Origin of the sequence: Methanosarcina sp. UBA5 (assembly GCF_002505485.1) — an archaeon.
Classification (GTDB): Archaea; Halobacteriota; Methanosarcinia; order Methanosarcinales; family Methanosarcinaceae; genus Methanosarcina.
In genome coordinates, this window is the sequence record NZ_DAVG01000112.1 from 139,627 (window position 1) to 152,338 (window position 12,712).

Sequence of the window (12,712 nt, forward strand, 5' to 3'; positions counted from 1 at the left end):
TCACACCTCCGCTCCGATCCAGTTAGCAATGTCAACAGGCTCTGCCTCAATTGAACCAAATAAGGTCTGAGTAATGTGCTTCAGGACAGCAACCGAGGTTGGGTGCATCATCATGAACAGATCGTTTCCTGCAATTGCAAGGGACAGACCTGTAATGATTTCCCAGATAGGACCTCTGTATTCTCTGGGACCCCAGTCAGAATCTTCCTTCAGTGGGGAGCTAACCATCCAGGACTCACGGGCACCCCATGCGTTGGTGGTACCAGAGGACATCGGGAAGGTCAGTTCTTCGTCACCCATAAGGGCTGCAAGGCGGATACGCTCCATGTTAGTGTAAGCGTAGTCGAGACCATATCCAAGGGCTGCAGTGGTTGGGTCCATGATGATCCTGTCTCTGGGCACGTTGCACTGCTTCATGAGTTTTCTGTTCAGCTCTTTCTGGGCATTCATGTCCAGCTGAGTCCAGGAAAGCACATCGTGGTCGTATTTTAATGCAGCTTCTGCGATCTTGGCATAGTCCAGGTTCAGGCTGGCAGATGCAATGAGACAGCGCTCGCCTTCTGCAACTTCTGCTGCTTTTGAAAGAACTTCTACGTCCTTCTGTGGGTTCCCTGATCCACCAATTGCTATTGGCACATCAACGGCCTGCAGGACTTCTTCAACTGTCTTGGCTGCCTCTTTGGCAGGGGTATCCTTGACGAGAGGGTCGGTTGAAATCAGGTGAATTGTGATCATGTCGGCGTTGAACTTCTCAACGTTCTTCTTTGCCCATTCTCCAGGGTTGTCCATGACTTCGTCGTAGTTCTCCTTGACAGCTTTTGCAAGCCCTAGTCTCATGTCGAATACGTCAATGGTAACCTGGTTTCTGTTGGGCATTGGGGCGTCAGGGAAGAACGGAAGGGCTTTCTCGCCACCGAGCATGACCCTCTTGCCACGGCTTCCGCCGTCTGCAGAGGTGTTACCTATTGGGACTTCCTGAATCTGAGTTGTCCATTCTGCAATGTTTGCAACATCGAACTTGGCAGGAATGAGATCCTTAAGTTTCGGAGCCGCAAGAGCGGGAGCAACTGCAGGAGCAGGTGCGGGGACACCAGCTGCTGGGGCACCAAAGCCTACAGGGACGCCGAAAACACCAGCAAGTCTTGCGAAGTGCTGTGCAAGTACTGCATTCTCCTGTCCGAGGATAGCAGCAAGCATCGGGTCAAAACCGCCTCCGAGTCCACTGAGATCAATCTCAATGTCCCCTTCTATGGTTACACCTTCAAGGGATAGTATGTCTACGTCCTTGAACATGTCTGTCACTTCTGATAACTTCTTTTTGTTTGCCATGTAAACCTCACCTTTTCCGTAATTTTTCCGTTTTGATGAGTGATTGTATAAATAAAGGTAAAATACAGATTTTACTTCCAGATTCTTTCCTTATATGGAAAGAAATAGAAGTAAACCCTGCTCCGTTATTTCATATGATTTTGAATGTCGGTTCAAGCCCATAAAACGGGCAAGAGGGTCTTTTTCTCTTCTCAGCACTGTTTTCTGCAATCTTACAAGTTCAAAAAAACTGAGGTTAGAATCCCAGCTTTTGTACGATACTTTCGATTTCTACTGCAGCAATCGAGTCATCCGAGATTTCGAAGAGAGGTATGCCTTTTATATCCATTTCCTCAATTTTCGGATCGAGTGGGATCATACCTATCATGTTGAGTTTCAGATCCTCTGCCAGTTTGACAAGCTTTTCGCGGTTAGCATCTGTAACCTTGTTTGCAATAACGTGAATCTGACCAATATTTGAGTCCAGTTCATCCACGAGTTCGTGAATTCTTTCAGCAGTCCTAAATCCCCTTCGAGAGGCGTCTGTTACGACAATAAGATCATCTATGTCCCGGATAATTTTCCGGCTGAAATGCTCAAGCCCAGCCTCTGCGTCAATGATAACTACATCATAATTAATGATCAGTTTATCCATGATGCCCCGGAGGAGATTGTTTACATAACAATAACAGCCTGAACCTTCGGGTCGGCCCATGACCAGGAGATCATAGCCCGGCATTTCTTCAATGATCTCATAAATCTTGCTTTTGAGTACGGCCTCTTTATTCATATCGGGGTTGTCAGGCCTTGGTTTGGTGATTTCGGCCTGTAAATACTCTTTTGCATCTCCGATTGTTTTTACGTTCTCACAGCCAAGAGTCTCAGGAAGGTTAGTGTCTGCATCTGCATCAACTGCCAATAGAAACTTACCTTTTTTGGAAAGGGAGCGGATCAGAAGAGCCGCTACCGCTGTTTTACCAGTCCCACCTTTTCCCGTTATTGCAATTACTTTTGTCACAGAATACCCCGTTGAATTGTTTTTCGTATTAGATGATTATATATCGTCACCCAACTACGTTTATTCCTTCTTCTCTCTGATAGTCATTTTTTCAATGGTGATCTTTGCCTTCTTGAAGGTGATCTTAACTCCACCAGCTTTACCACCAGCAGGCATCATTGGCATTGAAGCCATTGCAGGCATCTGGAAGCCGGCTGCAGGCATCATCATTGGGGCTGCTGCAACAGCTACTTCCTCTGCTTCTTCCTCTTCTTCCTCTTCTTCCTCTTCTTCCTCTTCTTCCGCAGCTGCCCATCTAGCAACGACCGGGTGGTTCTTCGACTGCAGGAAAGCCTTCAGGGATTCAATGTCAGTTGCATCATTCTCAGTTGCGATCTTGTCCATGATATCTGCAGGGATCGTGTCGGCAATCTTTTCCTTGAGCATGGAGGGGATCCAGACAACTCTGTTCCAGCCGCCGTCAGCCTGGATGAACTTGGGTGAATAGAAGTAGGCGACACCGATACCGAGGAAACCTACGATCTGCTTTCCACCGCCTGTCTGACCGGCCATAGTGGAGAAACCAAGACCGTTCGGGGCCATTCCCTGGTATTCTCTGCTAACCCAGCCAATACCGTCAACCTCAGGGATGTAGAATCCGACTACTTCAAAGCAACCACAAGAGGTGTGTGGGGAGTCGAAGAAGGAGTGGAGTTTAATTTTGCTAAATTCGCCACTTGAAAGCTTTACAGCAATATCGTTGACACCGGAATATTCACCGGTATTGGAATCGAGGAGTTCACCCTTCTCGATTGCAAACTGAGGGCCTTCTGGGTCTACTTTTGCGGCTGCGCGGCCGTCGAACCAGTTGATTGCACCACAAAGAGAGACTCTGTCAGGGGAAACTACGCAGACGTTGGTTGGAGCAAAAGCCTGACAGAGGGTACATCCATAGAAGACATCAACATCTTCGTCATGAAGGTTCTTTGTCCTAGCATCTCTTATCTTGAAGATCTCCTTTGCTTCTACCATCTTCTTCTCAACTTCAGCCTGGTCGGTGTAGAAGGTCACCTGCATCTTCTCAATAAAGGGAAGCTCGGTCTTGAAGAGCATCATGACAGCTTTTCCGAAAGAATCGAAGGAGTCCATCTTTGCAGCTGTATCCTTGGAGATTCTCATCCAGACATCGTATCTCTGGTTCAGGTGCATAATGCCCTGGCAGTAGTTGATGAAATCGTGGATACGCCTTTCGATGACAGATTCAAGGTCAGCCTCTATAAGTTCTCCACCGATGTTGAAGACCATTGCCCAGGGGTAGGTTTTTCCCTCCTCCATATCCTTAAGATTAGGGCCAATAACCGTAACTTTGTCATCTTCGATCTCGTCCATGGCCATTGCACGGACAAGTTCCAGACCCAGGGACTTCGGGCCACCGAGTTCAACAAACATTCCTTCTTTTCTTACTCTTTCTCCTTCAAACATTGGGGAAATCTCAAATGGGAATTCTGCCATTATATTTCGCCTCCTAAATTAAAACTTATAAAAGGTCAATTACCTCATCCAGTGCTGCGATGTGGTCGGCTTTGCTAAGGTTTCCAAAGGACATCGTTGCATTCTGGATATAGCTCTTGTCTATCGAAATTGCTCTTACATCACTGAAGTTCTTAGTTGCTGACAGTACTTGGTTGATGTAGTACTTCTTGTGGCCCAGGAGTATGATTGTGTCATAGTTACCATTGCCATCAAATCCTGGCCAGTTAGGATCTGTCAGATAGAAGCCAAGCGCGTGCAGATTGATGTACTTGGCATTGACACCCTTATCCACAAAACCAATCATTGAGCTACCGGTTGCTGCAATTGGGATGTTCTTTGCTTTTGCAATCTTCACTACACGATCCAGGAGTTCAGGGTTGAGGACTCCTGTTCCAACTACGAAAAGTGGCCTCTTTGCCTTAGAAATAAGCTTAGAAGCAACTTCCGTAGTGACGGTTTTTGAGGTCTTTACACCATAGGTGGTAAACAGTTTGGTGTTCTTGGTGGTGTCAACCATCTTCAGGCCTCCTTGCAAAGTCTCTTAAGGTTAGTCGGCTGTGCAGAGACATCGAACTTAATACTCGGGCCGGAAATGATCTTCTTCTTCTTCCAGTCGATTTCCCAACCATGCTCAGATTCAAGCATCTTCAGGAGCATTTCACGCTTGGCGAGTGGGAGATCAGCTTCATTCCTGACAAACTTGTACAAGTCTTCGGGTAACACACCAAGGTACTTTTCACTGAGCTCCATCCAGTGGGTCAACTTAATGGACCTGCCCATGTTATTGTCAGATACACGGATACAGTTCTTTGCCAGCATTACACAGGCTTCCTGCCAGGTTTCTGCAGTGGTGATGAGGAACTCTGGAGATGGCGGGATTGCCATTTCGGAACCGTTTCTGCTGTCGTAAAGTTTCCATTTGCTGTCGTCGTAGGTCTTTGCGATCAAGGCTCTCCTGTATTTACCGCTGTGGGGACCGAGTACTGCAGGAATCCCATACATGTTACATCCGGTACCGATAGCTGCTGCCTTCTGGGAGTAGGCACCCCATGCAAGTCCTACTGCACCAATACGGTTGAGCGAATAGTCTGCAATCTCGGCAAGGTTGCCTGAAAGGTTTCTGCTTGCAAAGATTGCAGCGACCTTATGGCATGTAGCCGAAATGTGGGCGTTTGAGACGCAGGATCCGGTGTTAAAGATATTACCTCTCTCGAATCTGCCGGGGAATCTCTCATAGAGCGTTTTGCCGTCAGCATCCTTGTACATACCGATGTCCATTGCAGAACATCCGGAAACTGCAACGATGTAGTTCCTGTTAAGGAATTCTTCTGCGATGTTGTATACGTCCTTGGTACCTGCAGGGAAGTTGGAACATCCAATAATTGCAATAACACCAGGGGTTGTACCCATAACCAGGTTCAGGCCTTCTGCCCTGATTTCTGGATCGCTTACCTGACCTCTTCCGGCTCTTACAAGGCCTTTCTCTTCAGCAATTGCCTTCTGGGCAGCCTTCTCGATCAAGCTTAGGACTGGAATTTCCTTGTTGCAGACCTGCTCGCACCTGCGGCAGCCTACACAGTAGTCGTGTAGTTCTTCAAGAGCAGAATAATCTCCTCCCTTAGCCACTGCAATTGCTGCAGGGATTTCCAGCTCTTCTGGGCATGCCAGTGCACATTCTCCACACTCTGCACACTTGGAAACAAGAGCTTTCATCTCTTCGTCTGTGGGGATGGCTGAGAGCCCTTCGGCTTCGCGGATTGGAGCCATCTTTAGAGCGACCTTGGGTACAAGTTCTCCCAGTTTTTCTAAATCAAGCATCACGCAGCCAGGAATCTTGCCACTTACCAGGTCTTCTACGATTGCATCTACATCATCATTGGTCCTGTCTGGCAGACCATACATGATCTTTTCATTGGATGCGATAATCGGGATCTTAAGCTTCTGTCCTTCCTCAACGAGGTCAGCTCTTACACACTGTTCGTCAAGAACGATTACATCAGGAATTCCAGAGCGTACGATCTTCAGCTCTTTTGAAATGGTACCGACAATTTTTGCATAGGGGGCTTTTCTGTCCTCTCTCTTGTACCTGGTCATGTCGAATGCGGTACAGCAGAGACCTCCTATCTCCATCTTATCAGTCAGGCCATTGCCTTCCATGTAGTCCATGATGTAGGTGACACCAGCAACGTTGTGCCCAATGGCAATAATGACTGGCTTTGAAGCATCGATTGTTCCCATACCGGTTTCAACAAGAGGGGCTTCAGGATCGGACTTCGGGAAGCCGAGTGCAGTAACCTGAGCGATATCGGAAACTTCCATACCTACGTGGTCAAGAACACCAGCGAGCATGGCCTTATTATCATAGTCAATTGCTGCTGCTTCCTGCCCTGCGTGTACAGTTGCAAGTAGCTGGCCTACCTCTTCTTCAACATATTCCATTACGGGTTTGAGATCGCCAAGGGTCTTCGGCTGCAGACCTGTAACAAGCTGAATATTGGGGGCAATAACATTTGAAGCACCCATGTTAATCGGCATGTCTTCCCCAAAGAGGTCAATAAGGTGATTGAGCAGGTGGCGGCCGTGGGCACTGTGACATGCACAACCTGTGAGACAGCGGAGGAAGAACTCTCTTGCAGCTTGACCTTTCATGTCAAGACCGCAAGCACCTCTCTTGTTCCCTTCCAGGTTACACGGTCCAAATGTACAGTAACAACACTGGTCACACATTGGGGTGTAGACAGGCTCATAGCGGTCGAACAGCGTAAAACTCCAGTCCCTTAATGTTGCAATTGAAGGGAAGGGAGTTGGACCCATTGGACCCGTTACTTCAGCAGCCTCTTTTGTTGGCTTAACAGCCTCCTTTGCTGCTCCTACAATATTATTAATAGTGATCTGAACGGATTCCAGATCTTCTATAGAAAAACTCCCGGTAGTTAGTTTGCTCATTTGAGCTTTACCTCCTAAATTTGTATAAAGTCGACTTTACCAAGACGATTGCAATTTTTAATTTTTCGGCATATTGTTAACGATTATATAGTATACTCCTTGCCGTCTGCTTAAAGTTACAACCGTGTAAATAAATGTGCTTCTGGTAAAATGCTATTAGCTACTTTTTTTTCAATTAGCGAGTATTTCACCAGCGTTTTTCCAGCTAAAGTTGTTTTTAGAGGAAATATTTCCACATAAAAGTCGTTTTTAGGGCTTAATCTCTCTTCACAACCATTTTTACGCCCTTTGTTTCAAAAAAACCGTTTTTGCCAACGATTGAGACCTTAATCCTAAGCAGAGGTCGCTACCGATGGATAATAAACACTAATTAAATGTCTTAACGTACCAAATCTATATAATATTTTCTAATTTGTAACACGCATTTCGAGATGGGTAAAATGTGAATATTCAAATCAGATGACTTCACAAATTTATTTGAACTTATTATACAAAAAAGAAGTTAGTGCCTTTAGATACCGGTTTTTCACTAAAAGTCATTACAGTACTGGCGTTTTATTTCTTAGTGATATTAATTGATAACAATCACACTTTTTATTCATATTAAACATAACTGATTGTGTAAATATTTGTTACCAAATGAGATGCTAAGCTTTAAACAAAACTTATCTTTGCTGGAGATATAAAATTTGAAGAATATCCTGAATTTTATAAATATATATGGGATAAATAAATGGAAAATTATTTATAGGCTTAGCATTGTCATATGGCTTTACACAGTAAACGCCGTAAACTATTTTTGTATTTTTGCAGGAAACACATAAATATGATATTTCCAATTGAATATTAATTGATATATTTTTTTATTAAAATACAACGTTTTCAAATAAAAAATGACATTTATCCATTTTCCAATAAGATCACTTTTTAACAGGTCCATTCTTGAACAAATTAGAATATCTCTTTAGGAATTGATTTTGCTCTTCTCATGAGCTTTAACCTATAATTTAGGACTTACGCAGTTGAACTGAAAAACCAACAGCATTAAACCGTTAACTGTCTGAAATGTGATTTTAATCCACAGTGTTTGACGTACTTGATTTTGTTCCTCAAGTGCGCAAGTCCTATGATTTATTTCATCGAAGATTTGGAACGAGGGAAAATTGGATCAGTTAATATGAGACCTTTGAAAAATAGAATATTAAATAAAGTGAACGCCTGAGTCAGAATATCCGGAAATTTACTGGCTTATGTATAAAGCATTTAAGTAGACACTCAATTTAATTTCATAAAATTTTCAGAATTAAGAGTTTTACTCTACAAACCTAGTATATTCATTATCTTGTCTTCAGTCAGCTATTTCAAACCCTTAAATGATACAGTTATACGCAGGTAGAGGATTTAAACGATTACAGCAGAATTCAACGTGTATCTGGTATACTGCGAAGCTTACAAATAATTGCTTGCAGGGTATGTTATACGTTGCTATGCAGGCAAATCTCAATTATCAAGCCAATGAAGATGATATAATATCAGTAATCAAGTCAATGGAAATATATCATTCTAAGCTGAGATGCTTTATCTGGGTTGCAGGTAAGGTACTCAAACCGACTCAAATTCTCTAATTACTTCAAATTCAAGGCAGTTTTATACGATATTAACCAGAGAGTAATTGGAAATATAAACCGGAGAGTAATTGGAAATATGTTTGACCTTAATGCAACTTACATCCCTGGAGGCGGAACAGGTGACAGGTAAAGATTCTATTTTCGCAAGTCCGTCAATAGCAATCATTGCCCTTTGCACAGTTTCATTCTTCCTTGAAATAATTCCTGGCATAGGCAATGCCTATTTTAGCGCTCTTTATTTTGACCCTAACCATTTTGTAACAAGACCGTGGACGCTTATTACATACATATTTCTGCACAGTGGTTTATTTCACCTTTTATTCAATATGCTCGTCCTGTACTTCTTTGGAACTGCACTTGAGCAACGGGTAGGGAACAGACAGCTTCTCACTATTTTTTTCACTGCTGGAATCCTATCGGCAATAGGGTATACCTTTTTAACCCAGCCAATTTTCAATATATCTCCTGGCCCGATGGTTGGTGCTAGCGGTGCAATTTATGGGGTCTTTGCCGCTCTTACAATACTTGAGCCAGAGAGCCGTGTCTATGTTTACTTCGTCCCGATGAAGTTAAAACATGCCCTGGTGCTTTTTGCTTTCTTTGATTTTCTGATGGTTAACTCCTCGGACACGATAGCCCATACAGCCCACCTCAGCGGTCTCATTGTCGGTCTTTATATGGGTTTCCGCATAAAGAAAATTCAGGAAAATGCTCTAAGATCCAGGTACATCGGCAGGTGGTAACTCTGGAAGGGAATGACCTTCTAGAGGGCACATACTACCATCCGAGACCCAATCCAGGAGAAAAAATCCCTATCCTGGTCTTGAATTTCAAGAGGCTATTTGCAGCCTGGTCTCCAGAGTTAAGAAAGACCCTGTACTTTGAAAAATCGCCTGAGGATGAAGACCTGAAGAGGATACGGGAAGTTACTCTTCTCCACGTCTATGACTGGCTTGCGGGCAGGGAAGGGGTAATAGAGCTTACTGATCCGGAATTTGAGCAGTTCACGGAAATTTATGAGGCTTTTCTGGAGAGACTAGGAGAGATCCAGTATCTAAGGCGTAAAAAAGGGCGAAAAACGGAAAACATTTTTGAGCTCAAGGAATCTCCATATGTTATTCGGGAAGTAAAAAAGGGACCTTTTTCCGATAATTTATAAATATAAATTACTACGTTTTATAGAACTACATTTTGAATATACGTTTTATAGATTGGAATTTTTGTTCTGCCGGAGTCCCTTCCTGTTCGCAGGAAGATTCTTGGTTTTTCAATCCAAATGTTTATAGAAGGATAAAGTTGCAAACTCCGATTGCCTTAATATGCAAATGTTTTACTACAGAAAAGCAGATATAAGGTATCATCGGATTGAATGCAAAATTGCGGTATCAAGATATAAATCTTAGAAATTCGGAACTTTAAACCTCAAAAGCTGACCGCGGAAGCATTAAACTCTGCACCGGCAGATTGGAGGGCTGCTGGAATTGTAGCTTCCCCCAGAGTTAGTGCTGTATGGTCATATGGCGCAAACAAATAAGGAACAGGTTCCGTGAACCGCAAGATCACAGAGGACATTGATGATGAAACCTGTAAAAAGCGGAATTGACTCAATCTCAAAATACCTCCGCTCGAAAAAAGAAATTGGCAGGCGGAAAATAGGACTTTTAGTGGATGGTCCGAATATCCTCAGAAAAGAATTTGATGTAAATCTTGAGGAGATAAGGGACGTCCTGAAAGACTATGGAAATATCAAAATCGGGCGCGTTTTCCTTAACCAGTACGCCTCTGACAAGCTTGTGGAAGCTATCGAAAATCACGGGCTTGAGCCTATAATTTGTTCGAGCGATGTTGATGTGCGCCTCGCGGTAGAGGGCATGGAGCTAGTATATAATCCTAACATTGACACTCTTGCGATCGTTACAAGGGACGCGGACTTCAAGCCGCTGTTAAACAAAGCAAATGAACACGGAAAAGAGACTATCATTTTTGGGGTTGAACCTGGTTTTTCTACAGCTCTCAAGAATTCTGCGGACTATGTTATTCTTATGAAGAAAGACAGAATGAGCAGTTATGATGAGTCCGATGGAATGGGACCAGGCGAAAGAAAAATTGATGCATCGGAATATCAGGACAGCATATATGAAGAATCCGTAGAAAAGACCTGATTTACGCCTGTCCTTTTTTGATATTCCGTTCTCACTTTTTTAAGGATAATCGACTCCTACGCCGAGGATTTCTTTTTCTCCTGCAAAAACATCCCGTGCGATCTCAGCACAGCCTATTGCGGCATGCCACATTCCGAGACACTGGCATTCCTGCCCCAGATGTGCACGGATTTTTTTCTGCACATATTCGAATTCGCCTACAGACCCCGCAAGAAAAACTTCTCCTGCTGTTTCATAGTCTTTAAGAAGAAGCTGCATAGAAACAATTTCCATGGCTGCAAACAGCGCAATAGTATCAAGTGCCAAGAGAGCAGGACTTTCTTCTTTTTTGGCTGCACTGAGTAGTTCTTCCCTATCTTTATAGGGGGTCATTTTCAAAGCTCCTGCGTTTATAAAAGCCTGATTTGCAGTGCAATATCCTTTGTCTACATCCCTGATAGCTTGCAAGTCAAGAGGACCGTGATGAACACCCGGAGCGAATATACAAGCATCGATTGCCCCAATTACCTTCCCATCGGCAACGGCAAGAGTAACAGTATTTGAGCTTATATCGGAAACCACGAAGTTCTTATAGCCAAGGCACAGGATGTGGTAAGCAATTCCCAGCTTTTCAGGGCTTGTAAGATGGGAAAATACCTTCATTCTGGAATCCACCTTGCTCTCCATATGAAGGCCAGGAATTGCTATTGCCGGAACTCCCGAATTTCGGATGGCATCAAAAACTCTTGTGCCCCCACCTGTCTTTTTTCCTGCTCCTTCAACACTCCTAAGCCCTCTTCCTTCCAGGCTCCTTACATCCTTAATTGTGGAAAAACCATCTCCCATCGAGTACGTCAATGCGATAAGGTCAATTGTCTCACGCCGAATTCCAAAATGTGACTCAAGCGAAGTCAGAATCTCATTTTCGGACATGGCCGCTGCCTCAGCCCTTTCAAGCTCAAAGGTCAGGGTATTTTCCCTTTCTATGAGAGCAAAACGCATCGCAGTTGTGCCATGATCAATACCTATAAACCCCAATTACTGGTCTCTCCTTTAACGCCTCAGAAGGCAGTTTTTAAGATTTCGTTCAGTTCGTCCATAATTCTATCTCCCTCTTCAGCGGTACCAACTGTTGTTACCAGTCTTATTTCCTGAAAACTCCTGCCTTCAGAGAGCAATAGCCTCAAATTCCCTCTCGCATCCGCACGCAATACCTTTCCGGTGAGGCTTCCTCCTGCAATGCCTTTTACGGAAATTACGGTTGGAATTACCTTTTTTACTTCAGGGTGCTGGCTTACAAGCTTTACAAGTTTCTTACCAGCTCGTCCCCCGATAATTGTCGTATGGACTCCACCAAGCTTATTTTTAGAGGAGCTTTGTGCGTTCTCCTGTAAGTTACTTTTATTTTCCTTCATTGTAGTCAAACCGGTAACCTGTTACCCTGCCAACTTTTTCCTTATCCCATTTATTCTTTTTTATATTTATTATGCACATATTTATCCGGTTAGAATCTCAAGGAAGTATTGTAGGCTATAAGCCCTTTTATTAAGGTTTTGCCCTGAAGCCAGAAGCTATAAAAAGAAGCCTTTCCAGAATCCCGGGCACAGAATTTGCCGAGTTCTGGATCGTTTCGTTTTTCCTCTAAAAACACCTTTTTGGAAAAATCCGTTTTTTAGTTAAAATCAGATCTTTTCAAGTTCTTTCATGCTTATGAGCTTGATATTCTCTTCTTCAAGCGTTTTAATTGCCTTTTCAATGTCATTGACCCTTACTATTAAAAGGGCTTTCTGATCCCTGGTGACAAAGGCATATGCATAATCAATATTGATCTTGACTTTTCCGAATACTTCTGCAATACGGGACATGCTGCCAGGGACATCATCCATTTCGATCCCCAGAACATTGGTTTCGGAAACGGTAAACCCTGCATCATGGAGTATACTGTGAGCATAATCGGACCTGTCCACAACCATGCGGATTATTCCGAAGTCTCCTGACTCGGCAATGGTAAACGCCCTGATATTTATGCCGGCGCTTTTCAACTTATTTGCGACATTTGCAAGTCTGCCAGGTTTATTTTCCGCAAAAAGGGAAATCTGCTTTATAATTTTATCTTCCATTCCAGCACCCATGTCCTTATATTGCTTGTTCTATGTCTT

At 43.7% G+C, this 12,712-nt stretch carries 12 protein-coding genes; 4 read left to right on the forward strand and 8 right to left on the reverse strand.

The genetic code is table 11. The features are described 5' to 3' along the window. From cdhD to cdhA, 5 genes are all read right to left on the reverse strand, one after another. On the reverse strand, positions 1 to 1,329 hold the full coding sequence (gene cdhD / locus BP621_RS13775; RefSeq protein ID WP_292390962.1) for a CO dehydrogenase/acetyl-CoA synthase subunit delta: 1,329 nt from the start codon (positions 1,327 to 1,329) through the stop codon (positions 1 to 3). A gap of 235 nt (positions 1,330 to 1,564) precedes the next feature. Further along, a complete protein-coding gene (locus BP621_RS13780) occupies positions 1,565 to 2,326 on the reverse strand; it encodes an AAA family ATPase (RefSeq protein WP_292390963.1) in 762 nt (253 codons plus the stop codon). A 60-nt stretch (positions 2,327 to 2,386) separates the two neighbouring features. After that, a complete protein-coding gene (cdhC, locus tag BP621_RS13785) occupies positions 2,387 to 3,817 on the reverse strand; it encodes a CO dehydrogenase/CO-methylating acetyl-CoA synthase complex subunit beta (protein ID WP_292390966.1) in 1,431 nt (476 codons plus the stop codon). A 25-nt stretch (positions 3,818 to 3,842) separates the two neighbouring features. After that, complete coding sequence (gene cdhB, locus BP621_RS13790) at positions 3,843 to 4,355, reverse strand: CO dehydrogenase/acetyl-CoA synthase complex subunit epsilon (RefSeq protein WP_292390968.1); 513 nt, start codon at positions 4,353 to 4,355, stop codon at positions 3,843 to 3,845. Between the two features lie 2 nt (positions 4,356 to 4,357). Then, positions 4,358 to 6,784 (reverse strand): CO dehydrogenase/acetyl-CoA synthase complex subunit alpha, encoded by a 2,427-nt coding sequence (gene cdhA / locus BP621_RS13795; RefSeq protein WP_292390970.1) that lies wholly within the window; start codon positions 6,782 to 6,784, stop codon positions 4,358 to 4,360. Positions 6,785 to 8,371: 1,587 nt separating this feature from the next. Here cdhA and BP621_RS13800 point away from each other — a divergent pair. The 4 genes from BP621_RS13800 (at position 8,372) to BP621_RS13815 (ending at position 10,574) form a co-directional block, all read left to right on the forward strand. Then, the gene (locus BP621_RS13800; protein WP_292390972.1) at positions 8,372 to 8,542 is read left to right on the forward strand and encodes a hypothetical protein; all 171 of its coding nucleotides are present in this window, start codon (positions 8,372 to 8,374) and stop codon (positions 8,540 to 8,542) included. Next, complete coding sequence (locus BP621_RS13805; RefSeq protein ID WP_292390974.1) at positions 8,532 to 9,155, forward strand: rhomboid family intramembrane serine protease; 624 nt, start codon at positions 8,532 to 8,534, stop codon at positions 9,153 to 9,155. Before BP621_RS13800 ends, BP621_RS13805 begins: the two co-directional genes overlap by 11 nt. Further along, the gene (locus BP621_RS13810) at positions 9,149 to 9,571 is read left to right on the forward strand and encodes a hypothetical protein (protein WP_292390976.1); all 423 of its coding nucleotides are present in this window, start codon (positions 9,149 to 9,151) and stop codon (positions 9,569 to 9,571) included. The genes BP621_RS13805 and BP621_RS13810 overlap by 7 nt, the downstream gene beginning before the upstream one ends. Before the next feature lie 418 nt (positions 9,572 to 9,989). Beyond that, complete coding sequence (locus tag BP621_RS13815) at positions 9,990 to 10,574, forward strand: TIGR00288 family NYN domain-containing protein (RefSeq protein WP_292391065.1); 585 nt, start codon at positions 9,990 to 9,992, stop codon at positions 10,572 to 10,574. A 39-nt stretch (positions 10,575 to 10,613) separates the two neighbouring features. Here the strand turns inward: BP621_RS13815 and BP621_RS13820 are convergent, their stop codons facing one another. The 3 genes from BP621_RS13820 to BP621_RS13830 form a co-directional block, all read right to left on the reverse strand. Next, complete coding sequence (locus tag BP621_RS13820; protein WP_292390978.1) at positions 10,614 to 11,591, reverse strand: methanogenesis marker 12 protein; 978 nt, start codon at positions 11,589 to 11,591, stop codon at positions 10,614 to 10,616. Between the two features lie 23 nt (positions 11,592 to 11,614). Continuing rightward, the gene (locus BP621_RS13825) at positions 11,615 to 11,968 is read right to left on the reverse strand and encodes a DUF2103 domain-containing protein (RefSeq protein WP_292391067.1); all 354 of its coding nucleotides are present in this window, start codon (positions 11,966 to 11,968) and stop codon (positions 11,615 to 11,617) included. A 267-nt stretch (positions 11,969 to 12,235) separates the two neighbouring features. Beyond that, positions 12,236 to 12,673, reverse strand: coding sequence for an ACT domain-containing protein (locus tag BP621_RS13830; RefSeq protein ID WP_292390981.1), 438 nt, complete (start codon positions 12,671 to 12,673; stop codon positions 12,236 to 12,238). Between the last annotated feature and the right edge of the window lie 39 nt (positions 12,674 to 12,712).